Annotated in this window: 5 protein-coding genes; 2 read left to right on the top strand and 3 right to left on the bottom strand. The window is 75.7% G+C overall.

What is annotated here, in order from left to right; genetic code table 11:
• Window positions 1–57: 57 nt before the first annotated feature.
• The 3 genes from Saso_RS30840 to Saso_RS30830 all read right to left on the bottom strand — a co-directional run bounded on the left by Saso_RS30840 (window position 58) and on the right by Saso_RS30830 (window position 3,201).
• Window positions 58–1,032 carry an ABC transporter ATP-binding protein gene (locus Saso_RS30840; protein WP_229901329.1) on the bottom strand — a complete coding sequence of 325 codons (975 nt, stop codon included), beginning with the start codon at window positions 1,030–1,032 and terminating at the stop codon, window positions 58–60.
• A 4-nt stretch (window positions 1,033–1,036) separates the two neighbouring features.
• Window positions 1,037–2,032: a FecCD family ABC transporter permease gene (locus Saso_RS30835; protein ID WP_189923403.1), complete on the bottom strand. Its 996-nt coding sequence runs from the start codon at window positions 2,030–2,032 to the stop codon at window positions 1,037–1,039.
• A 143-nt stretch (window positions 2,033–2,175) separates the two neighbouring features.
• Complete coding sequence (locus tag Saso_RS30830) at window positions 2,176–3,201, bottom strand: FecCD family ABC transporter permease (RefSeq protein ID WP_189923276.1); 1,026 nt, start codon at window positions 3,199–3,201, stop codon at window positions 2,176–2,178.
• A gap of 274 nt (window positions 3,202–3,475) precedes the next feature.
• Here Saso_RS30830 and Saso_RS39220 point away from each other — a divergent pair, with 274 nt between their 5' ends.
• Both Saso_RS39220 and Saso_RS30825 read left to right on the top strand, forming a co-directional pair.
• Window positions 3,476–4,594 carry an AMP-binding protein gene (locus Saso_RS39220; protein ID WP_413790182.1) on the top strand — a complete coding sequence of 373 codons (1,119 nt, stop codon included), beginning with the start codon at window positions 3,476–3,478 and terminating at the stop codon, window positions 4,592–4,594.
• Window positions 4,540–25,617, top strand: coding sequence for a non-ribosomal peptide synthase/polyketide synthase (locus Saso_RS30825; RefSeq protein WP_413790186.1), 21,078 nt, complete (start codon window positions 4,540–4,542; stop codon window positions 25,615–25,617). Before Saso_RS39220 ends, Saso_RS30825 begins: the two co-directional genes overlap by 55 nt.
• Window positions 25,618–25,714: the final 97 nt, after the last annotated feature.

The following is a 25,714-nucleotide window of genomic DNA, read 5'->3' as shown; positions in this document are numbered from 1 at the left end:
CGCCCGCACGCCCGCATGCCCGAGTGCCGAGCACCCCGGGGGGCTCGGCACTCGGGTTCAGTCGGCGATCGTTGCCGGGACGGACCGTGGGGCGGGGGGCGTCGTGCCGGGGTCGTCGTGGTGGTGCCGGCCCAGCGGGATGACCATCGGGGTGCCGCTGACGGGGTCGGTGGTGATCCGGCAGCGCAGGCCGAAGACGTCCTCGACGGTGGCCTCGGTGACCACCTCGGCGGGCGCGCCCTCGGCGACCACGCGGCCGCCCTTCATGGCGATGACGTGATCGGCGTACCGGCAGGCCTGGTTGAGGTCGTGCAGCACCATGACGACCGTGCGCCCCTCGTGCCGGTTGAGGTCGGTGATCAGGTCGAGCACGTCGATCTGGTGGGCGAGGTCGAGGTAGGTCGTCGGTTCGTCGAGCAGGAGCACGGGGGTGCCCTGGGCGACGGCCATCGCGATCCACGCGCGCTGCCGCTGGCCGCCGGAGAGTTCGTCGACGGGGCGGTCGGCGAGGTCGGTCAGGCCGGTCGCCGCCAGTGCCCCGTGCACGGCCTCCTCGTCCGCCGCGGACCACTGCCGCCACCAGGTCTGGTGCGGTGAACGGCCCCTGCCGACCAGGTCGAAGACGGTCAGTCCCTCCGGCGCCACCGGGGTCTGCGGCAGGATGCCGAGGGCGCGGGCGAGTTCGCGGGTGGGGATCGAGCGCAGGGCGGCACCGTCCAGCTCGACGACACCGTGACGAGGTGTCAGCAGCCGGGCGAGGGCCCTCAACAGGGTCGACTTGCCGCAGGCGTTGGCGCCGACGATGGCGGTGATCCGCCCGGTCGGCACGGTGAGGTCGAGGTCCTCCACCACCGTCCGTCCGTCGTAGGCGAGATGCAGGTCCCTGGCCCGCAGTTCGGGCCCCCGGGCGCCGGTGCGAGCGCCGTGCCCGGCCGGGGCGGGTGCGTCGGGCGCGCCGGCCGGCCCGTACGGCAGGCCGGCGCGGCCCTTCGTGGGGGTCGGCCGCGGGGTGCGCGGGTCGGTGGTCGACATGCGATCAGCCTCCAGAGCCCGCGCGGTTGGCGCGGATGAGCAGCCACAGCAGGACCGGCGCGCCGAGGGCGCCGGTGACGATCCCGACCGGCAGTTCCGTCCCGGGGACCGCCTCGCGGGCGAGGAGGTCGGAGCCGAGGACGACCAGCGCGCCGGTGAGACCGGAGACGATCGGCGGCGGCGACGCGGTGCCCGCCAGCCGCTGGGCGATCTGCGGACAGGCGAGGGCGACGAAGGCCACCGGACCGGCCGCGGCCGTGCCGAAGGCGACGAGCCCCACCCCGGCCAGCAGCAGGGCCAGACGGACGGCCTGGACGGGCGTGCCGAGGCCCGCGGCCACGTCGTCACCGAGCTGGAGCGTGCGCATCCAGCGGGTCATGGCCAGGGTGACCGGCAGGAGGACGGCCAGGGCGACGGCCAGCGTGTCGACCTGGCCCCAGGTGCGGCCGTTGAGGTTGCCGACCAGCCAGCCGATGGCCTCCTGCGCCTGGAAGCGGCTGCCCCGCGCCACGAGGAAGTCGGTGGCGCTGGTGCAGATCCAGGAGACGCCGATGCCGACGAGGACGATGCGGTACCCGGTGGTGCCGCCCTTCCACGCCAGGGCGTACACGAGCAGCGCCGTCGCGAGCGCGCCCAGCAGCCCCAGGGCCGACAGGCCGAGGCCGCCGGTCCGGCCGAGGACGACGGACGCCACCACGGCCGTCCCGGCGCCCTCGGTCAGCCCGATCATGTCGGGGCTGGCCAGGGGGTTGCGGGTCATCGTCTGGAACACGGCCCCCGAGACGCCGAACGCGACACCGACCAGCGCCCCGGTGAGCGCCCGGGGCAGCCGCAGGTCCCGTACGACGACGAGCGTGCCGGGGTCGCCCGCGCCGCCGAGCGCCCGGACGACGTCGGCGAAGGGCACGGGGTAGTCGCCGAGCGTCAGTCCCCGGCAGAACAGCAGGAACGCGCCCGCGGCGACGAGCAGTCCGGTCAGCGCCGGACGGGGGCGCAGCATGCCGGAGACCGGCGGAAAGGCCAGCCGGAACGGCCGGCCCCGCAGCGCGGGGCGCGGGGGAGCGGCGGGCGGTGGCCCGGCGGCCCCGCCCGGCGGACGCGCCGGCGCCGAAGGGGTGGTCGGTGAGGACTGTGCGGGCACGCTCACACCTCCGCGAGCTTACGGCGGCGGACCAGGGCGATGAAGAACGGGCCGCCGAGGAAGGCGACGAGGACGCCGGCCTGGATCTCCGTCGGTCTGGCCACCGTCCGGCCCAGGATGTCGGCGGACAGCAGCAGCACGGGCGCGAGCGCCGCGGACAGCGGCAGCAGCCAGCGGTGGTCGGGGCCGAGGCCGGCGTACTGCGCGAGGGCCCGCGCGATGTGCGGGACGACCAGGCCGAGGAAGACCACGGGGCCGATCACGGCGACGGACGCGCCGGTCAGCAGCATCACGGCGGTCACCCCGCGCAGGCGCACCGCGCCGAGGCTGCGGCCGAGGGAGGCGGCCACGTCGTCGCCGAGGGCCATGCTGTTGAGGGCCGGCGCGCAGGACAGGGCGAGGACCGCGCCGACGGCGAGGAAGGGCAGGATGCGGGCCACGTCGCCGGAGTCCTGGCCGGCCAGCGTGCCGGCCGACCAGAAGCGGTAGCGGTCCAGGGCGTCCTGGTCGGTCAGGACGACGGCGCTGGTGAGCGAGGACAGCAGCGAGGTGACGGCGACTCCGGCGAGCGCGAGTTTCACCGGCGTGGCCCCGGAACGGCCGAGCCGTCCCAGGAAGAAGACCAGGACGCTCGCGGCGAGGGCCCCGGCGAACGCGAACCAGACGTAGCCGTAGAACGACCCGGCCCCGAACACCGCCACCGCCAGCACGATCGCGAAGGACGCCCCGGCGCTGACCCCGAGGATGCCCGGGTCGGCCAGCGGGTTGCGGGTGAGGGCCTGCATCAGCGCCCCGGACAGCCCGAGCGCGGCGCCCGTCGTCAGTCCGAGCAGGGTGCGGGGCACCCGCACCGACCAGACGACGTTGTCGACCAGGCGGCTGGGCGGGCGGCCCAGCATCGCCCGCACGACCTGGTCGAGGGGGACGTCGAGCGCGCCCAGTGCCAGCGAGAGCAGGGACAGGACGACGAGGAGGGCGACGACCAGGGTCACCAGTACCGCGGTGCGAAGCCTTCTGCGTGAAGCCACGTGCCGGTCTCCATGTCGCGGTCCGGGGGTGCCGCCGGGGCTGTCGCGGGGTCATCACCCGTCGTGCGCAGCCCTGTTGGCGGACCACCGGACGATCCCGTCAGCAGGTTAGGTGAGCATAACCTCAGTCGCCTGCGCTTGGCTCCCGGTCGAAAGGGTCCGCCGGGAGGGCCCGTCGAGAGGGTCTATCAAGTTAGGCAATGCTTACCTTACTATTCGAGCGGTCGCGGCTCCGCTGAGCCGTTCCAACCGCACCTGGGAGGCACGGGCAGCTGTGTCGGGCAACACGCGCACTTCTGGACAGGCGACGGCGGCGGACTACTGGCGGCGGCGGTTCACCGCACCGGCACCACAGCCCGCACTGCCACTGGATCTTCCGCACCCGACCCGCCGGGACGGGGACGCGCCCCGCGCCCGGCGCACGGCCCCGCTGGAGACGGCGCCCGACGGGACGGCCGCGCTCACCGCGTTCGTGGCCCTGCTGCACCGCTACGGCGGCGCGACGGCGACCGCCCTCACGGTGGCCCACGAGGGACTCCCGCTGCGCGTCGGGACGGACGGCGGCACGACGTTCGCCGCACTGTGCGCACAGGTCGCGGACGTGCGCGCGCAGGCGGCGGCCCACCGCCTGCCGACCGCCGACCTGGTGCGGCTCCTGGCTCCCGAACCCTTCCGCGGCGGCGCCCTGTTGTGCGCCACGGGCTTCGGTCACACGCCCTGGGAGGACGCCGGTCCGCTGGACCTGGCGCTCTCGGTCGACGGCGCGGAGGTGACGGCGGACTACCGCGGCGACCTCTTCACACCCGCCACCGTCGACCGCGTCCTCGGCCACTACCGCACCCTCCTCGCCGACGCCCTCGCCCGCCCGGACACCCCGCTCGCCGACCTGGAGATCCTCGAAGGCGCCGAGCGCCACCGGATCCTGCGCGACTGGAACGACACCGCGCACGACGTGCCCGCGCACACCTGGCCGCGGATGTTCGCCGACCAGGTCGCCGCCCGCCCGCACGAGGTGGCCCTCGTCCACGAGGGCGTCCGCCTCACCTACGCCGAACTCGACGCCCGCGCTGCCCGGTTGGCCCACGCCCTGGTGGCCCGGGGCGCCGGTCCCGAGACCGTCGTCGCCCTCGCCGTACCGCGCTCGGCCGACATGATCGTCGCCGAGGTCGCCGTCCTGAAGGCGGGCGCCGCCTATCTGCCGGTCGACACCGACTACCCCGCCGACCGCATCGCGTACATGCTCGCCGACGCCCGGCCGGTCTGCCTGGTCACCACCGCGGACACGGTCGCGGACCTCCCCCGGACACCCGTCCGCTCGTCCTCGACGCCCCGGACACGATCGCCGAACTGGCCGCCCACCCCCCGCACGACCCCGCGGCCGCCGCCGGCCTGACGCCAGCGCACGCGGCCTACGTGATCTACACCTCCGGCTCCACCGGACGCCCCAAGGGCACCGTGCTCTCCCACGCGGGCGTCGCCGGACTGGTCGCCACCCAGCGGGAACGCTTCGGGATCGGCCCGCACAGCCGCGTCCTCCAGTTCGCCTCGCCCAGCTTCGACGTGGCGTTCTGGGACCTCTGCCTGGGGCTCCTGTCCGGCGGCCGGCTGGTCGTCGTGCCCGCCGACCGCCGGGTGCCGGACGCCCCGCTCGCCGACTACGCCCGCGAGCACGGCATCACCTTCATGATCCTGCCGCCCGCCCTGCTCGCCGCCCTGCCGGACGACGCCCTGCTCCCGCCCACGGCGACCCTGCTCGCCGGCACCGAGCGGGTCTCTCCCGAACTGGTCGCCCGCTACGCCCGCGGCCGGATGATGTTCAACGCCTACGGGCCCACCGAGGCCACCACCAACTCCACCCTGGGCCGGTGCGATCCGGACACCCCGGCCGGCACCCTCGTGCCGATCGGCGTACCCGACCCCGGGACCCGCGCCTACGTCCTCGACGACCGGCTGCGCCCGGTCCCCGCCGGTGTCACGGGAGAGCTCTACCTCGGCGGCGCCGGCCTGGCCCGCGGCTACCTGGGCCGCCCCGGCCTGACGGCCGAGCGGTTCGTCGCCGCGCCCGACGGCCTCGCCGCCGCACCCGGCGACCGCCTCTACCGCACCGGCGACCTGGTGCGCTGGAAGGCGGACGGCCGGCTCGAGTTCCACGGCCGCGTGGACAGCCAGGTCAAGATCCGCGGCTTCCGGGTCGAACCCGGCGAGATCGAGTCCGTCCTGCGCTCGCACCCCGGCGTCGACCAGGCCGCCGTCGTCGTCCGCGAGGACCGCCCCGGCGAACGGCGCCTCGCCGCCTACGTCGTGCCCGCGCTGGAGGCCGGCCCCGGCACCGGCGCCGAGGCGGGCGTCGCCGAGTGGAAGGACCTGCACGAACTGCTGTACTCCGCGGCCGGTTCGGAAGGGTTCGAGGAGAACTTCGCGGGCTGGAACAGCATGTACGACGGGCTGCCCATCCCCCTCGCCGACCTGCGCGAGTGGCGGGAGGCGACCCTGGAACGGATCCGCTCCCTGCGGCCCCGGCGGGTCCTGGAGATCGGCGTCGGCTCGGGGCTGCTGCTGTCCCGGCTCGCCCCCGACTGCGAGGAGTACTGGGGCACCGACCTATCCGAGGAGGCCGTACGCGCCCTGCGGACCCAGGTGTCCGCCGTCCCCTGCCTCGCGGACCGCGTCACCCTGCTGGCCCGGCCCGCGCACGACCTCACCGGACTGCCCGCCGGCCGCTTCGACACGATCGTCGTCAACTCCGTCGTGCAGTACTTCCCGGGCGGCGACTACCTCACCGGCGTGCTGCGCGCCGCCGCCGCCCTGCTCGCTCCCGGCGGCGCCCTCTTCGTCGGCGACGTGCGCAACCTGCGGCTGCTGCGCACCCTGAGCGCGGCCGTCGAGAGCGGCCGGATGCGGGACGGCGGCGACGCGGCGCAGGCGGACAAGGAGGCCCTGCGCGCCGCCGTGGACCGGGCGCTCGCCTGGGAGGGCGAACTCCTCGTCGACCCCGACTACTTCACCGCCCTCGACGGGCTCACCGCGGACATCCGCGTCAAGCGCGGCGCCCACCACAACGAACTCACCCGGTACCGCTACGACGTGGTCCTGCGGCCGGGCGCGGACCGAGCCGGGGACGCGGGGACACCCGAGTCGCCCTGGCCCGCGCTCGGTTCGGTGCCCGCCCTGGACGCCCTGCTCGCCGAAGGCCCGGACCGGGTGCGGATCACCGGCATCCCCAACGCCCGCCTCGCCGACGACCTGGCCGCGCTCGACGCCCTGCACGACAGCAGCAGGCCGGCCACCGCCTCGCACGGGGTGGACCCCGAGTCCCTCCACGACAGCGCCGCCCGGCACGGTTACGAGGCGACGCTCACCTGGAACGGCGACGCCGAGGACGGCAGCCTGGACGCCCTGTTCGTCCCCGCGGGCAGCGGCCACGCCGTCCGCTACCGCCCCGGCGGCGGCCGTCCGCTCACCAACCGGCCGGCGCCCTTCCGTACCGTCGGCGCGCTGATGGGGGCCCTGCGCCGGCACGCCACCGCGGCCCTGCCCGACTACATGGTCCCGGCCGCCTTCGTCCCGCTCGACCGGCTGCCCGTCACCCCCAGCGGCAAGCTCGACGCCGCCGCGCTGCCCGTGCCGGACCTCACCCGGACCCGTACCGGCCGCGACCCCGGCACGGACCGCGAGCGGCTCCTGTGCGAGCTGTACGCGCGGGCGCTGCGGGTGCCCTCGGTGAGCGTCGACGACGACTTCTTCGCGCTCGGCGGCGACAGCATCGTCGCCGTCCAGCTGCTCGTCCTGGCCCGCCGCGCCGGCCTCGAACTGACCCCCCGTGACGTGTTCCGCCACCGTACGGTCGCCGAACTGGCCGGCGTCGCCCGCACCGCGGCCACGGACCGGACGGACGACCCCGCGGCCGGTGTCCCGTGGCGGACGCCCACCGACGAGGAACTCCTGTTCCTGCGAGGGGAGTCCGCGCTCCGCATCGAGGAGACGCTGCCGCTCGGCCCGCTCCAGGAGGGCTTCTTCTTCCACGCACTGATGGACGGCGCCGAACACGACGCCTATGTGGTGCAGCAGGTCGTCGAGCTGACCGGACCGGTCGACGGCGTCCTGCTGCGCCGGGCCGCGCAGCGGCTGCTGGACCGCCACGCCCCCCTGCGTGCCTGCTTCCGGCAGACACCGGACGGCCGCCCCGTCCAGATCGTCGCCGCCGGCCCGCGGCTGCCCTGGCGCGAGGTCGACCTGACCGCGCAGGACGACACGGCGGTCCGCCACTCCCTCGCCGAGGCCGTCGCCGCCGACGAACGCGCCCGTCGGTTCGACCTCGCCCACCCGCCGCTGCTGCGCTGCGCGCTGCTCCGCCTCGGCCAGGAGCGCAGCCGTCTCGTGCTGACGTTCCATCACATCGTCGCCGACGGCTGGTCCCTGCCGATCCTGCACCGCGAACTCCTCGCCCTCTACGGCGAGGACCCGGCCCCGCTGCCCGAGGTCGCGCCCTACCGCGGCTACCTCCGCCGGATCGCCGGGGCCGACCGCGAGGCCGCCCGCGACGCCTGGCGCACCGCCCTCGCCGGGGTCGAGGAGCCCACGCGGCTGGTGGACGCCCCGGCGCCCGCCGGCCCGATCGAGCCCGCCCAGATCCGCGTCGAGCTGTCCGAACGGGTCACCGCGCGGCTCACCGCCCGCGCCCGGGACCTCGGAGTCACCCTCGGCATCCTCGTCCAGGGCGCCTGGGGACTGCTCCTCGGCAGGACGACGGGCCGTCAGGACGTCCTGTTCGGCACCACCGTGGCCGGACGCGACGCCGCCGTCGACGGCATCGACTCGATGATCGGCCTGTTCATCAACACGCTGCCCACCCGGCTGCGCTGGGCGCCCGGCGACACCCTCGGCGCCCTGCTGGAACGGCTCCAGGACGAGCAGAGCGCCCTCCTGGACCACCAGCATCTCGGCCTCGCCGACATCCGGCGCGCCGCAGGCCACCCGGGCGGCGGCGAACTGTTCGACACACTCGTGGTGTTCGAGAACTACCCCGGCGGCGAGGGCGCCCCGGCCGTCACCGACCCCTCCGGCACGATCGCCGTCGCCGGGCACGCCTTCCACGACGCCGTGCACTACCCCCTGGCGCTCATCGTCAAGCCGGGGCGCCGGCTCGACCTGCGTCTCAAGCATCACGCCCGCCGACTGGACGCCGACGCCGTGCGGTCGCTCGCCGACCGGCTCACCCTCGTCCTGCACGCCCTGGCCGAGGATCCCGCCGCCCGGGTCGCCGACCTCGACCTGCTCACCCCGCCCGAGCGGGCCGGCGCCCACCCGGCGGGGGAGACCCGTGAGGTCCCCGCGACCACCCTCGCCGCCGCCCTGGCCGCGCAGGCCGCGCGCACGCCCGACGCGACGGCCGTCGTCGCCGACGGCGGGGCCACCCTGACCTACGCCGAACTCGACCGGCGTGCCGAGCGGTTGGCGAGGACGCTGCGCTCGCGGGGGGCGGGACCGGGCCGGTTCGTGGCCGTCGCCGTGCCGCGCTCGGCGGAGCTCATGGTGGCCCTGCTCGCCGTCCTGAAGTCGGGGGCCGCCTATCTGCCGCTGGACCTGGACTACCCGGCGGACCGGCTCGCGTACATACTGGCCGACTCCGGCGCGACCACGGTCGTCACCACGGCCCGCGACCGGGAACGGCTGCCGTCGGCCGCCGGCCCGGACGTGATCGAGGCCGACACCGACGCCGGGACCGATGCCGGGGCCGTACCCGATGCCGGGGCCGTGCCCGAGGACGGCACCCGACCGGCCCGGCCCGACGACCCCGCCTACCTCATCTACACCTCCGGCTCCACCGGCCGGCCCAAGGGCGTCGTCGTCACGCACCGCGCCGTCGTCAACCGGCTGGCCTGGATGCAGGGCGCCTACGGCCTCACCGCCGACGACCGGGTGCTCCAGAAGACGCCGTCCGGGTTCGACGTGAGCGTGTGGGAGTTCTTCTGGGCGCTGTGCGAGGGCGCCGCCGTCGTCCTCGCCGTGCCGGACGGCCACCGCGACCCCGCCTACCTGGCCCGCCTCGTCCGGGCCGCGGGCGTGACGACGGCGCACTTCGTGCCGTCGATGCTGGAGGCGTTCCTCGCGTCCGAGGAGGTGACCTCCGACCCCGCCTGGGCGGACGGGCTGCGCCGTGTGTTCAGCAGCGGCGAGGCCCTGCCCGGGGCCGCCGCCCGCCGCTGGCGGGAGCTGACCGGCGTCCCGCTGCACAACCTGTACGGTCCCACCGAGGCCGCCGTCGACGTGACGTACCACGCCTACGACGGCGCGTCCGACACCACCGTGCCCATCGGCAGGCCGGTGTGGAACACCGGTCTGCGCGTGCTCGACCCCTGTCTGCGCCCGGTCCCCGACGGCGTGCCCGGCGAGCTGTACCTGACCGGGGTCCAGCTGGCGCGCGGCTACCACCGGCGCCCCGCGCTGACCGCCGAACGCTTCGTGGCCGACCCGTACGCCATCGGGCCGGGCGCCCGCATGTACCGCACCGGCGACCTGGTGCGCCGCCGCTCCGACGGCACCCTGGACTACCTCGGCCGCACCGACCGGCAGGTCAAGCTGCGCGGCAACCGGATCGAACCCGGTGAGATCGAGGCCGCGCTGACCCGCCACCCGGCCGTCGCGCGCGGCGCGGTCGTGGTGCGCGACGAGCGGCTCGTCGCCTACGCGGTCCCGGCGGCCGGTCACGACGTCGACCCGGCGCGGCTGCGCGCCGCCCTCGCGGAGGCGCTGCCCGCGCCCCTCGTCCCGGAGGCGTACGTCGTCCTCGCCGACCTGCCCCTCACCCCCAGCGGCAAGCTGGACCAGGCCGCGCTGCCCGCCCCCGAGGCCGAACGCGCCGACCGCCGCGAGCCCGCCGGACCGCTGGAACGCCGGCTCACCGAGATCTTCGCGGCCGTCCTGGGCATCGCGGACACGGGTCCCGACGACGACTTCTTCCGGCTCGGCGGCGACAGCATCAGCTCCATCGGGGTCGCCGGGCGGGCCCGCGCGGCCGGCCTGGACCTCAGCCCCCGCGACGTGTTCACCCACCGCACCCCCGCCGCACTCGCGGCCGCGGCGGCCACCGGCACGGCGGCGCCGGCCGCCGGTCCGACCCGCGCGGCCCCCTTCGTGCTCACCGAGGCCGGGCACGCCCGCGTCCGCGCGCTGGCCGCCCCGGCCGCCGTCGCCGACGTGTGGCCGCTGGCACCCCTCCAGGAGGGCCTGTTCTTCCACTCGGCGTACGACGAGGGCGCCCTCGACGTCTACACCGTCCACGAGACCTTCGACTTCGCGGCCCGGCTCGACACCGGACGGCTGCGCGCCGCCGTCCGCACCCTCCTCACCCGCAACCCGGGCCTGCGGGCCGGGTTCACCGGCGAAGGACTGGACCAGCCGGTGCAGTTCATCGTCGAGGACCCGCCGGTCCCGCTCGACGAGGTCGACCTCTCCCACCTCCCTGCCGCCGAACAGGACCTACAGATAAGGGAGTTGACGGACGCCGAACGCCACCGGCGCTTCGACCTCTCGGCGCCCCCGCTGTTCCGGCTGCTCCTGCTGCGCCTCGGCGCCAAGCGCGGCGACCGGCTCGTCATCGGCCGCCACCTGATCCTCTGGGACGGCTGGTCGGCCTGGCTCTTCCTCGACGAGCTGTTCGCGCTCTACGGGACGGGCGGCGACGCGACGGCCCTGCCCGACCGCGGCAGCTACCGCGACTACCTCACCTGGCTGGAACGGCAGGACGACTCGGCCGCCACGGCCGCCTGGCGCACCGCCCTCGCCGGTCTCGACGAGCCCACCCTGCTCGCCCCCACCGCCGCCGACGGCCTCGAACCGGTCATCCCCGACCGGCTCGACCTGCGCCTGCCCGCCGCGCTCGGCGACCGGCTGCGCGCGACGGGACGCGCCCACGGCCTGACCCTCAACACGTTCCTCAACGCCGCCTGGGCACTCACCCTCGCCTCCGCCACCGGCCGTACCGACGTCGTGTTCGGCACCACGGTGGCCGGCCGGCCCAGCGAGGTCCCCGACGTCGGCGACATCATCGGCCTGTTCCTCAACACGGTCCCCACGCGGATCGCCCTCGACCCCGCCGAGCCGGTCCTCGACCTGCTCCGCCGCGTCCAGGGCGACCGCCTCGACCTCATGCCGTACGAGCACCTGAGCCTCGGTGTGCTCCAGGCGGAGACCGGGCACCGCAAGCTCTTCGACACCCTGTTCGTGCTGCGCAACAACGACACCGAGGAGCGGCTGGCGGACCTGCGCACCCGGCACGGCGCCACGGCCGTCACCAACGCCGACGCCACCCACTACCCGGCCAACCTCGTCGTCACCCCGGGCCGCCGGATCACCGTCACCCTCACCCACCGTCGCGACCTCGTCCCCGCGGACCGCGCGCGCGACCTCCTCGACCGGTTCGCCCTGCTCCTGGAGCGGCTGAGCGCCGACCTCACCGCCCCCGTCGGCTCCCTCGACCCGCTGCTGCCCGCAGAACACGAGGCACTGCGCGCCCGGTCGGCGGCGAGCCGGGTACCCGCACCCGAGGACACCATCGCCGACCTGCTGGCCGCGCAGGCCGCCCGTACCCCGCACGCCCGGGCCCTCGTCTTCGGGACACGCACCCTGACGTACGCCGAACTCGACGCGGCCGTGAACCGCACCGCACGGCTGCTGATCGAGCGGGGCGCCGGCCCCGAGCAGGTCGTGGCGCTCGGCCTGCCGCGCTCCCTGGACATGGTGGTCGCGCTCTTCGCCGTGCTGCGCACCGGCGCCGCCTACCTGCCGCTGGAACCGGACCACCCGGCCGACCGGCTGTCGCTGATGCTGGCCGACGCCCGCCCGCTGCTCCTGCTCACCACCGCGGCCGTCTCCGCCACCCTGGACGCGGACCTGCCGCGCGTCCTGCTCGACGACCCGCGGACGAGGCGCGAACTGGCCGCGTGCTCCGACGCCCCGCCCGCGCTGCGCTTCAGCCTGGAGCACCCGGCCTACGTCATCTACACCTCGGGCTCCACCGGCCGCCCCAAGGGCGTCGTCACCCCCTACCGGGGGCTGACGAACATGCAGCTCAACCACCAGAAGGAGATCTTCGCCCCGGCCGTCGCCGCGGCCGGCGGGCGCCGGCTGCGCATCGCGCACACCGTGTCCTTCGCCTTCGACATGTCCTGGGAGGAACTGCTCTGGCTGGTCGAGGGACATGAAGTGCACGTCTGCGACGAGGAACTGCGCCGGGACGCCGAGGCGCTGGTCGCCTACTGCGAACGGCACCGCGTCGACGTCGTCAACGTCACCCCCACCTACGCCCGGCTGCTGATCGAGCAGGGACTGCTGGAGGGCCACGTCCCGCCGCTGGTGCTGCTCGGCGGCGAGGCCGTCCCCGAGACGGTGTGGACGGCGCTGCGCGACACCGACGGGACGTACGGCTACAACCTGTACGGTCCCACCGAGTACACCATCAACACCCTCGGCGGCGGCACCCTCGACAGCGACACCCCGACCGTCGGCCGGCCCATCCGGGGCACCCGCGCCCATGTCCTCGACGCCTGGCTGCGGCCGGTGCCCGACGGTGTGCCCGGAGAGCTGTACATCGCGGGCGTCGGTCTCGCCCGCGGCTACCTCGGGCGGCCCGCGCTGACCGCCGAACGCTTCGTCGCCGACCCGTTCGGGGAACCCGGCGAGCGCATGTACCGCACCGGTGACCTGGTGCGCCGCAACCCCTGGGGGTCCCCCCGGCCGGAGGCCGGGGGAGGCAACCTCGACTTCCTCGGCCGCACCGACGACCAGGTCAAGATCCGCGGCTACCGCGTCGAACCCGGCGAGATCGAGACCGCGCTCGGCCGGCACCCCCTGGTCGCCCAGGCCGCCGTCGTGGTCCGTGACGAGCGCCTGGTCGGCTACGTCGTGCCCGCCGACGACGACGCGGACCCCGCGGAGCGCTCCGCCGCCGAGGCCGCCCAGGTCGGGGAGTGGCAGGAGATCTACTCCGACGAGTACGAGGAGATCGGCACCGCGGTCTTCACCGAGCGCTACGACGGCTGGGACAGCTCCTACGACGGCCGCCCCATCCCCTTCGAGGAGATGCACGAGTGGCGCGAGGCCACCCTCGCCCGGATCGCCGCGCTGCGTCCCCGCCGCATCCTGGAGATCGGCGTCGGTTCCGGGCTGCTGCTGTCCCGGCTCGCCCCGGACGCCGAGGCCTACTGGGCGACCGACTTCGCCGCGCCCGTCATCCGCAAGATCGGCGAGGAGGTGCGGCGCGACCCCGCGCTGGCCGCCAAGGTCGAACTGCGCTGCCGGCCGGCCGAGGACCTGAGCGGCCTGCCCGCCGGCTGGTTCGACACGATCGTCATCAACTCCGTCGTCCAGTACTTCCCGAGCCTCGCCCATCTCACCACCGTGCTGCGCGGCGCCATGGACCTGCTCGCACCCGGCGGCGCCCTGTTCGTCGGCGACGTCCGCAACCTGCGCCTCGCCCGCACCTTCCACACCGAGATCCAGCGCGCCCGCGGCGCCGCCGGCGCCGAACTCGAGCGGGCGGTCGAGCGCGGTCTGCGGCTGGAGAAGGAACTCCTCGTCGACCCCGACTACTTCACCACCCTCGGCTACGGCGTCGACCTGCGCACCAAGCGCGGCCACCACCACAACGAGCTGACCCGGCACCGCTACGACGTCGTCCTGCACGCCGGCGAGCCGGACGTACGGCTCGACGGCCTCCCGGTGGTCGACTGGGCGACCGCCGACACCGTCGGCGAACTCGTGCGCGGCGACTGGTCCTCGGCCGCCGCCATCGGCGAACTGCTGCGCGCGAAGCGGTCGCCGGGCGACGGCGCCGGGCGCCGCCCGCGCGGTGCGGCGCCCGACGGCCTGCGCCTGACCGGCGTGCCCGACGGCCGGACGTCGCAGACGGGCGTCGACCCCGAGCACCTGCACGAACTCGGCGCGGCGGCCGGGTACCGGGTGCTGACCACCTGGTCGGGGCGGGACGGGACCTTCGACGCCGTGTTCCTGGCGTCCGCCGCCTCCCCCGAACCCCGGCTCACGGCCGGCCTGTTCCGCCCCGGCGGCGGCGCCGACCGCCCGCTCGCCAACGAGCCCACCGCCGCCCGCGAGGCGAGCGCCCTGGTGCGACGGCTGCGCGAGGACCTGGGGCGCGAACTGCCCGACTACATGGTCCCGGCCGCCTTCGTCACCGTCGACGGCCTGCCCATGAACGCCAACGGCAAGCTCGACGTGCGCGCCCTGCCCGAGGCCGAACCCGCCGTCGCCCTCGGTGGCGGACGCGGCCCGCGCACCCCGCGGGAGCAGGTGCTGTGCCGGCTGTTCGCGGAGGTGCTGGGGCTGCCCGAGGTGGGCGCCGAGGACGACTTCTTCGACCTGGGCGGGCACTCGCTGCTCGCCACCCGGCTGGTCAGCCGCGCCCGTACGGAACTGGGCACCGAACTCGCCATCCGCGACCTCTTCGAGGCGCCCACCCCGGCGCTCCTCGCGGGCCGCGCGGACCGTGCCGCCCCCGCCCGCCCGGCGGTGGTCGCGGTCGCCGCCCGGCCGGCCCGTGTCCCCCTGTCGGCGGCCCAGCGCCGCCTGCTCCTGGTCGAGGAGATCACCGGCACCGGCGTCGCCTACAACTTCCCGCTGGTCTTCCGGCTGCGCGGCGGCCTCGACACCGAGGCGCTGGGCGCCGCCCTGCGGGACGTCGCCGGACGCCACGAGGCGCTGCGGACGGTGTTCCCGGTGCACGAGGGCGTGCCGTACCAGCGGATCGTCCCGGCCGACGAGGCGGTCCCCGTCTGCACGGTGACCGGATGCGCCGAACGGGAGCTGCCGGAGCTGATCGGGGCGGCCCAGCGCCGGCCCTTCGACCTGACGGCCGAACTCCCGCTGCGCTGCGAGGTGTTCCGGCTCTCACCGGACGACCACGTGGTGGCCGTCGTGCTGCACCACATCACCACCGACGAATGGTCCGACCGGCCCTTCCTCGCCGATCTCGGCACCGCCTACGCGGCCCGGCGCGAGGGGCGCCCGCCCGTCTGGACGGCCCTGCCGGTGCAGTACGCCGACTACACCCTGTGGCAGGAGGACCTGCTCGCGCGGACCGGCGGCGACCAGCTCGCCCACTGGACGGACGCCCTGCGCGGCCTCCCCGAGGAGCTCGCCCTGCCGGCCGACCGGCCGCGCCCCGCCGAGCCGACCGGGCGCGGCGGCAAGGTCCGCCTGGAACTGCCCACCGCCACCGGCCACGCCCTGCGGGACCTCTCCGCCGCCACCGGGACCAGCATGTTCATGCTGTTCCAGGCCGGTACCGCCGCACTGCTGCACCGCCTCGGCGCGGGCGACGACATCCCCCTCGGCGCCCCCATCGCCGGCCGTACCGACGAGGCACTCGCGGACCTGGTCGGCTTCTTCGTCAACACCCTGGTCCTGCGCACCGATCTGACCGGGCAGGGACTGACGTTCCGTCAACTGCTGAAGCGGGTGCGCGAGTCGTCGCTCGCGGCCTTCGAGCACCAGGACCTGCCCTTCGACCGGGTCGTGGAGGCGCTCAACCCGCCCCGTGTCGCCGGGCGCAACCCGCTCTTCCAGGTCATGCTGGGCTACCACCACCGGCCCGACGGCGACCCGGACGTGCTCGGTCTGCGGACCGAGTGGTTCGACATGGACACCGGCGCGGCCAAGTTCGACCTCCACTTCACCTTCGTCGACGAGACCGGCAACGACCGGATCGTCCTGCTGCTGGAGTACGCGGGCGACCTCTTCGACCACACGACGGCCGAGCGGCTCGCCGGCCGCGCACTGCGGCTGCTGGAACGGGCGGCCGCCGAACCGGACCGGGCGATCCGTGACCTCGGGATCCTGGAGGACGCCGAGCGCACACGGGTGCTCGAGACGTGGAACGCCACCGACCGCCCCGTCCCGTCCACCACACTGCCCGCACTCTTCCGCGACCAGGCCGCGCGCACCCCGGACGCCACGGCCCTCGTCACCGAGGAGCTGCGGCTCACCTACGCCGAACTGGACGCCCGCGTGGAGCGGACCGCGCGGGTGCTCACCGCGCTCGGCGCGGGTCCCGAACGCACCGTGGCCGTCGCGCTCCCGCGCTCGGCCGACCTGGTCGTCGCGCTGCTCGCGGTCCACCGCGCCGGAGCCGCCTACCTGCCGCTCGACCCCGACTACCCGCCGGAGCGCCTCGCGCTCATGGTCGAGGACGCCCGCCCGGTCTGCGTGGTGCGCGACGCCCTGCCGACCGGCCCCGAGGCGGAACCTCCCGCCGCCTGCGACCCGCGCCACCCCGCCTACGTGATCTACACCTCCGGCTCGACCGGACGCCCCAAGGGGGTCGTCGTCCCGCACGAGGGCATCGTCAACCGGCTGCTGTGGATGCAGGACACCTACCGCCTCGACGCCGCCGACCGGGTCCTCCAGAAGACCCCGTCCGGCTTCGACGTGTCGGTCTGGGAGTTCTTCTGGCCCCTGATCAGCGGCGCCGCCCTGGTGCTCGCCCGCCCCGAGGGCCACCGCGACCCGGCCTACCTGACCCGGCTGATCCGCGAACAGGACGTCACCACCGTCCACTTCGTGCCGTCCATGCTCCAGCTGTTCCTGGAGGAGCCCTCCGCGGCGCGCTGCACCGGACTGCGCCGGGTGATGTGCAGCGGCGAGGCCCTGCCCCCGGCCCTCGCCCGCCGCTTCCACCGGACGCTGACCGCCGAGCTGCACAACCTCTACGGGCCGACCGAGGCCTCCGTCGACGTCACGGCCGTCGAGATCGGACCGGACGCGCCGCGGGTGTCCATCGGCCGCCCCGTGTGGAACACCCGCGTGCTGGTGCTCGACGCCGCGCTGCGACCGGTGCCGGCCGGTGTCCCCGGCGAGCTGTACCTCGCGGGCGTCCAGCTCGCGCGCGGCTACCTCGACCGGCCCGCCCTCACCGCGGAGCGTTTCGTCGCCGACCCGTACGGGGCACCGGGCACCCGGATGTACCGCACCGGGGACCTGGCCCGCTGGAACACCGACGGGACCGTCGACTACCTGGGACGCACCGACGACCAGGTGAAGGTCCGCGGCTTCCGCGTCGAACCCGGCGAGATCGAGGACACCCTGAACCGGCACCCGGACGTCGGACGTGCCGTCGTCCTGCTCCGCGACCAGCGACTGGTGGCGTACGTCGTCCCGGCCGCCGGGGCAGCGGTGGACGGCGCGCGACTGCGGGCCCACACGGCCGCGGTGCTCCCCGCGCACCTGGTGCCCGCGGCCTTCGTCCCGCTGGACTCGCTGCCCCTCACCCCCAACGGCAAGCTCGACCGGACGGCCCTGCCCGGCCCCGACTTCACCACCGCGGGCGGGCGGGGCGCCCCGCCCCGCGGGCCGCGCGAGGAGATCGTCGCCGGGCTCTTCGGCGACGTCCTCGGACTCGAACGGGTCGGCGCCGACGACGACTTCTTCGCGCTCGGCGGGCACTCGCTGCTCGCCATGCGCCTCGTCGGCCGGATCCGCACCCTGCTCGGGGCCGACCTCACCGTCCGCAGCGTCTTCGAGGCGCCCACCCCCGCCCTGCTCGCCGCCCTGCTCGACGACCGGGCCGGCGGGCCGCCCGCCCTCGTCGTCGGGGACCGGACCGGCGAACTCCCGCTGTCCTTCGCCCAGCAGCGGCTGTGGCTGCTGCACCGTATCGAGGGGCCGGGAGCCACCTACCACATCCCGGCGGCCTGGCGGCTGACCGGCACCCTCGACGCGGACGCGCTGGAGGCCGCGCTGAACGACGTCGTGGCGCGCCACGAGAGCCTGCGCACGGTCTTCCCCGAACGCGACGGCCGGCCCCGCCAGGTCGTGCTCGAACCGTCCCGGGCGACCGTGCCCGTGCACCGCGGCCGGGCGACCGAGGCCGAACTGCCCGCCCTGCTCGCCGGAGCCGTCGCGCAGGGCTTCGCCCTGGAACGCGAACTCCCTTTGCGGGTGCATGTGTTCCGCCTGCGGGCGGACGAGCACGTCCTGCTGCTGGTGCTGCACCACATCGCGGGCGACCAGTGGTCCGACGGTCCCCTCCGGCGCGACCTGGCCACCGCCTACGAGGCCCGCCGCGCGGGGCGCGCGCCCGAGTGGTCCCCGCTGCCCGTGCAGTACGCCGACTACGCCCTCTGGCACCGCGCGGCACTCGGCGACCCCGCCGACCCGGACAGCCGCCAGAGCGCCCAACTGGCCCACTGGCGCCGTGTGCTCGCGGACCTGCCGGACGAACTGACGCTGCCCGCCGACCGGCCCCGGCCGGCCGAGAGCAGCCATCGCGGCGGCGCCGTCGGGCTGACCCTCGACGCCGGACGGACCCGCGCCCTGCGCACCCTGGCACGCGACCACGGCGTCAGCGTGTTCATGGTCGCCCAGGCCGCCGTCGCCGCACTGCTGCACCGGCTCGGCGCGGGTGACGACATCCCGCTGGGCGCACCGGTCTCCGGGCGCTCCGACGAACGCCTCGAAGACCTGGTCGGCTTCTTCGTGAACACGCTGGTGCTGCGCACCGACGTCTCCGGCGACCCCACGTTCGCCGAACTGCTCGCCCGGGTCCGCGCCTTCGACCTCGCCGCGTACGAGCACCAGGACCTGCCCTTCGACCGGCTGGTCGAGGCCGTCAACCCGGCCCGCTCACTGGCCCGGCACCCGTTGTTCCAGGTGATGGTCGTCCACCTGGAGAGCGCTGGCGCCGTCCCCGGGCTGGCCGGTCTGACCGCCCGTGCCGAGCCGCTGGAGCAGCGGGACGCCAAGTTCGACCTCAGCTTCGACTTCGTCGAGCAGGGCGAGGACGGCATGCGGTGCTGGATCGAGTACAGCGCCGACCTCTTCGACGAGCCGACCGCCGAACTCCTCGCCGCGCGGTTGGAGTCGCTGCTGGCACAGGTGAGCGACGACCCCGGCCGCCGCGTCGGCACCCTCGACGTCCTGCGCGAGGACGAACGCGCGCTCGTCCTCACCGGGTGGAACGACACGGCCCGGCCGCTGCCCGGCCTCACCCTGCCGGAGCTGTTCCGCGCCCAGGCCGCGCGCACCCCCGGGGCCACCGCCGTCGTCTTCGAGGACACCGCCCTCACCTACGCCGAGCTCGACCTGCGGGTGGAGCGCCTCGCCCACACCCTCGCCGCGCACGGGGCGGGCGCCGAGACCACCGTGGCCGTCGCCCTGCCGCGCTCCCCAGGCCTCGTCGTGTCGCTGCTGGCCGTCCACCGCGCCGGCGCCGCCCACCTCCCCCTGGACCCGGGCCACCCGGCCGAGCGGCTCGCGTACACGCTCGCCGACGCCCGCCCGGTCTGTGCCGTCACCGGCGACGCAGCCACCCTGCCCGGCACCGGGGTGCCCGTCCTCATGGTGGACGCCGAGGGCGTCCCCGCCCGTCCGGCGCACGCGCCGCTGCCCGCCGCGTACGACCCGCGCCACCCCGCCTACGTGATCTACACCTCCGGCTCGACCGGACGCCCCAAGGGGGTCGTCGTCCCGCACGAGGGCATCGTCAACCGGCTGCTGTGGATGCAGGACACCTACCGCCTCGACGCCGCCGACCGGGTCCTCCAGAAGACCCCGTCCGGCTTCGACGTGTCGGTCTGGGAGTTCTTCTGGCCGCTCGTCACCGGGGCCGCCCTGGTGCTCGCGCGCCCCGAGGGCCATCACGACCCGTTGTACCTGGCCGATCTGATAGAGCGTCAGCACATCACCGTCACGCACTTCGTGCCGTCGATGCTGCGCGCCTTCCTCGACGAGCCGGCCGCCGCCCGGTGCACGGGCCTGCGCGAGGTGATGTGCAGTGGCGAGGCGCTGCCCGCACCCCTGGCCGCCCGCTTCCACCGCCTCCTGCCGGGCAGCCGCCTGCACAACCTGTACGGCCCCACCGAGGCGTCCGTGGACGTCACCTTCCACGAGGTGCCCGCCGACCCGGACCGCGTGCCGATCGGCCGCCCGGTGTGGAACACCCGCACCTACGTCCTGGACGCGGCGCTGCGCCCGGTCCCGCCCGGCGTGGCCGGCGAACTGTACCTGTCGGGCGTCCAGTTGGCCCGCGGCTACCTGGACCGTCCGGGACTCACCGCCGAACGGTTCGTCGCCGACCCCTGGGCCGACGCGCCCGGCGCCCGGATGTACCGCACCGGCGACCTGGCCCGCTGGACCCGGGACGGCGCACTGGAGTACCTGGGCCGCGCCGACGACCAGGTCAAGCTGCGCGGATTCCGGATCGAGCCCGGCGAGATCGAGACCGTCCTCGCGGCCCACCCGTCCGTCGGCCACGCCACCGTCGTCCTGCGCGACGCCCGCCTCGTCGCGTACGTCGTCCCGGCCGGTGACGGCGCGCCGGTGGACGCGACCGCGCTGCGCGCCCGTGCCGCAGAGGTGCTGCCCGACCACATGGTCCCGGCCGCCGTGGTCACCCTCGACGCCCTCCCGCTCACCCCCAACGGCAAGCTGGACCGACGGGCCCTGCCCGCACCCGACTTCACCGCCGAGGTGACCGGCACCCGGCCGCGCACGGAACCGGAGGAGACCCTCGGCGCCCTCGTCGCGGACGTCCTCGGCCTCGAACGGGTCGGCGTCGAGGACGACTTCTTCTCGCTCGGCGGCGACAGCATCGTCGCCATGCAGCTGGTCGCCCGCGCGCGCGCCGCCGGGCTCGCCTTCAGCCCCCGCGACGTCTTCCGGCACAAGTCCGTCGCGGGACTGGCCGCCGTCGCCGCCCCCACCGGCCCCGCCGCCGACCGCGAGCACGACGGCGTCCTGCTGCCCGGCCTCACCGACGACGAGCGCGCCGAACTCGCCGCCCTGCCCGCCGGAACGGCGGTCCTGCCCGTCTCCCCGCTCCAGGCCGGACTGCTCTTCCACGCCGCCCTCGACTCCGGCGAGGAAGGCCCCGACGTGTACACCGTCCAGGTCTCCTACGACCTGGAGGGGCCGCTGGACCCCGACCGGCTGCGGGCCGCCGGACAGGCGGTGCTCGACGCGCACGAGAACCTGCGCAGCGGTTTCCGCCACCTGTCCTCCGGCCGCCCGGTCGCCGTCGTACCGCGCACGGCCGTGCTGCCCTGGCGGCAGCTCGACCTCAAGGACGGCGCTCCGGACACCCCCCACGGCGCGGAAACGCACTCCGGCCCGGGCGACGACCCGCACCGGTGGACCCGTCTGCTCGGCCAGGAGCGGCGCCGGTTCGACCCCCGGCACCCGCCCCTGCTGCGGATGCTGCTCGTCCGGCTCGCCCCGCGACGGCACCGGCTCGTCCTCTCCCACCAGCACCTCCTGCTGGACGGCTGGTCGCTGCCGCTGCTCACGGCCGAGCTGTGGGCCCGCTATGAGGGCCGCGTCCCGACCGCGCCCGCCCCCTACCGCGACCACCTGAGGCTGCTGGCCGCCCAGGACCCGGCCGCCTCGGCCGCCGCGTGGGCCGACGCCCTCGGCACCCTCGCCGAGCCCACCCGGCTCGCGCCCGCCGACGCGGACCGGGCCGCCGCCGTGCCGCACACCCACACCGTCGAACTGGACGCCGGGCACACGGCGGAGCTGGAGACGTTCGCCCGGCGCCATGGCGTCACCCTCAACACCCTCGTCCAGGCCGCCTGGGGCGTCCTCCTCGGCCGGCTCACCGGACGCCAGGACGTGGTGTTCGGCGCCACCGTCGCCGGCCGCTCGCCCGAACTCGCCGGGTCCGAGTCGATGATCGGCCTGTTCATCAACACCGTGCCCGTCCGGGTACGGGTCCTTCCGCAGGAGAGCACGGCCGGTCTGCTCGCACGCCTCCAGGACGAGCAGTCCCGGCTCATCGCCCACCAGCACCTCGGACTCGCCGACATCCAGCGCGCCGCCGGACTCGGCGAACTCTTCGACACCCTGGTGGTGTTCGAGTCGTACCCGGTGGCCGAGCCTGCCGGGTCGGACGGGGAGGGCGCCGGTCCGCGCGTCACGGTCCGCGACCACGAGGACGCCACCCACTACCCGTTCGCATGGGCCGTCGAGCCCGCCGAACGGCTGCGCCTGACCGCCGAGTTCCGCCCCGAGCTGTTCACCCGGGCCACCGTGCGGCGGATCACGGCGGCCCTGACCACCCTGCTCACCGGTATGGCGGCCGACCCGGACCGCCCGGTCGGACGCCTCGACCTGCTCGGCCCCGCCGACCGGCACACCGTCCTGCGCACCTGGAACGACACCGCGCTGCCCGCCGGTCCGGACCGGCGGCCGGACACCGTGCCCGCCCTGTTCACCGCCCGGGCCGCCGCGTCCCCGGACCGGATCGCCGTCACGGACACCGACGTCACCTGGACGTTCGCCGAACTCGACGCCCGCAGCGACCGGCTGGCCCGGATCCTCGCCGCCCACGGCGCGGGACCCGAGCGGATCGTGGCCCTCGCCCTGCCCCGCACCGCCGGCCACATCGCCGCGATCCTCGCGGTGATGAAGGCGGGCGCCGCCTATCTGCCCCTCGACCCCGACCTCCCCGCGAGCCGGCTCACCGGCATGCTCGACGACGCCCGCCCGGTCCTGCTCCTGGCCACCGGCGAGAGTGCCGCCGCGCTGCCCGCGACCGGCGTCCCGGTGCTCCTGCTCGACGCCCTGGCCGACCCCGTGACCGACGCCGAGCCCCTCGGCCCGCCGCAGGCGGAACCCGTCGCCCCCGCCCCCGACCACCCCGCCTACGTCATCTACACCTCCGGCTCGACGGGCCGCCCCAAGGGCGTGGTCGTCACCCAGCGGGGCATCGCCGGCCTCTTCCACAGCCACCGCCACGACCTGTACGAAGCCGCCCGGCGCCGCGCCGGACGCCGTCACCTGCGCGTCGCGCACGCCTGGTCCTTCTCCTTCGACGCCTCCTGGCAGCCGCAGCTGTGGCTGCTGGACGGCCACGCCCTGCACATCGCGGACGACGAGACCCGCCGCGACCCCGAACTCCTCACCGCCTTCGTCCGGGACCGGGGCATCGACTTCATCGAGGTCACCCCGTCATTGCTGGCCCGCATGGCGGACAGCGGGCTGATCACCGCCGACGGCGACTGCCCGCTCTCCGCGGTCGGCTTCGGCGGCGAGGCCGTCCCCCCGTCGCTGTGGAGCCGGCTGGCCGCCCTGCCGGACACCGAGGCGTTCAACCTGTACGGCCCGACCGAGGCGACCGTCGACGCCCTCGTCGGCCGGGTCCGCGACAGCGCGGACCCGGTCGTCGGCCGCCCCGTCCACGGGGGCCGCGCCTATGTGCTGGACACCGCGCTGCGCCCGGTGCCGCCCGGCGTCACCGGCGAGCTGTACCTGGCGGGACCGGGCCTGGCCCGCGGCTACCTCGGGCGGCCGGACCTGACCGCCGAGCGCTTCGTGGCCGACCCGTTCGCGGCGCCCGGCGCGCGCATGTACCGCACCGGCGACCTGGCCCGCTGGACCGAGGACGGCCTGCTGGAGTTCGCCGGCCGCACCGACGACCAGGTCAAGATCCGCGGCTACCGGGTCGAACTCGCCGAGATCGAGGCCGCGCTGGACACCCACCCGGCCGTCGCGCGGACGGTCGTCGTGGCCCGCGAACACCGCCCGGGCGTACGGCAGCTCGTCGCCTACGCCGTCGTCCCGGACGGCACCCGGCCGGACCCGGCCGCGCTGCGCGCCCACACCGCCGCCGTGCTGCCCGACTACATGGTCCCCGCCGCCGTGGTCGTCCTGGACCGGCTGCCGCTGCTGTCCAACGGCAAGCTCGACCGGGCCGCCCTGCCCGCCCCGGACTTCGCCGCGGCGGGCGGCGGCCGGGCCCCGGCGAGCGACACCGAACGCACCCTGCGCGACGTGTTCGCGGACGTCCTCGGGCTGCCCGCCGAGACGGTCGGCACGGACGACGACTTCTTCGCCTTCGGCGGCGACAGCATCATCGCCATGCAGCTCGTCGCCCGGGCCCGGGCCGGCGGTCTGCGGGTCACCCCCCGGCAGGTCTTCCGGCACCGCACCGTCGCCGAGCTGGCCGCCGTCGCGGTCCCGCTCGGGGCCGGCGAGCGGCACGGCGTCCACGACGACGGCACCGGCACCGTCCCGCTCACCCCGGTCATGCGCGCCCTGCTCGAACGCGGCGGCCCGATCGCCGCCTACCACCAGGCGGCCCTGGTCCGCACCCCGGCCGACCTGACCGGACCCGGGCTGCTGACCGTCCTCACGGCGCTCGCCGCCCGGCACGACCTGCTCCGCGCCCGCCTCGTCCGCGACCCCGAGGGCGCCCTGCTGGTCCCCCCGGCGCGGGACACCGACGTCGGCTCCTGGCTCACCCGGGCCGATGTGCGCGGCGCGGACGAGGCGACCCTGCGCGCCGCGGTCTGCGCCCACGCCGCGACCGCACGGGACGGGCTGGACCCGGACGGCGGGGCGATGGTGCGGGCGGTCTGGTTCGACGCCGGACCCGGACACCCCGGCCGGCTGCTGCTCCTCGTCCACCACCTCGTGGTCGACGGCGTCTCCTGGCGGGTCCTGCTGCCCGACCTCGCCGCCGCCTGGGCCGCCGTCCGCACCGGCCGCCCCGCCGCACCGGCGCCGGTCGAGATGTCGTTCGCCCGCTGGTCGAGGCTGCTGGGCACGCGGGCCGCCGACCCGGCGACACGGGACGAGCTGCCGTGGTGGACCTCCGTCCTCGCGGCGGGCGCAGGCCTGCCGTCGGCGCGCCCGCTGGACCCCGCCCGGGACACCGTCGCCACCACCCGCCACCTCTCCCTGACCCTGCCCGCCGACCTGACCGGGCCGCTGCTGAGCCGTGTCCCGGCCGCCTTCGGCGCCACCGTCAACGACGTCCTGCTCACCGCGTTCGCCCTCGCCGTCGGCGACTGGCGGTCGCGGACCGCGGGCACGCGGGGGCCGGGCGGACCCGTCCTGGTCGACCTGGAGGGCCACGGCCGCGAGGAGGAACTCGCGGGCGGCGCCGACCTGTCGCGCACCGTCGGCTGGTTCACCAGCGTGGTCCCGGTACGGCTCGACCCGGGCGACGCGGACCGCGCGGACGCCTTCGCGGGCGGGCCCGCGCTGGACGAGGCCCTGGCGCGGATCCGCGCCCACCTCGCGGCGCTGCCCGCCTCCGGCATCGGACACGGCCTGCTGCGCCACCTCGACGCGGCGGCCGGCCCCCGGCTGGCCCGGCTCGGGGAGCCGCAGATCGAGTTCAACTACATGGGCCGCTTCGGGCGCCCGGAGGCCGCCGACTGGTCCTACGCGCCCGAGGAGGACGCCGCCGACCTGGACGCGGACCCGGACATGCCGATCTCCCACGCGCTCACCCTCAACGCCCTCACCGAGGACCTCCCCGGCGGACCGGAACTGAACGCCCACTGGTCGTACGCGGCCGGGCTCCTCACCGAGGACGCCGTCCGGGACCTGGCACGGACCTGGTTCCGGGCCCTGGAGGCCCTGGTGCGCCGAGCGGCCGGGACCGGCCCCCGGCCGTGACCGGCTGCCCCCACGACGACCCCGACCACGCGACCGACGACCACGACCACTCACCCGACGACCACGACCACCACGACCGCCCCGACATCGGATCAGA

Origin of the sequence: Streptomyces asoensis (assembly GCF_016860545.1) — a bacterium.
GTDB lineage: Bacteria > Actinomycetota > Actinomycetes > Streptomycetales > Streptomycetaceae > Streptomyces > Streptomyces asoensis.
Note: the sequence above shows the minus strand (reverse complement) of the source record. Positions and strands in the feature narration are given on the sequence as shown.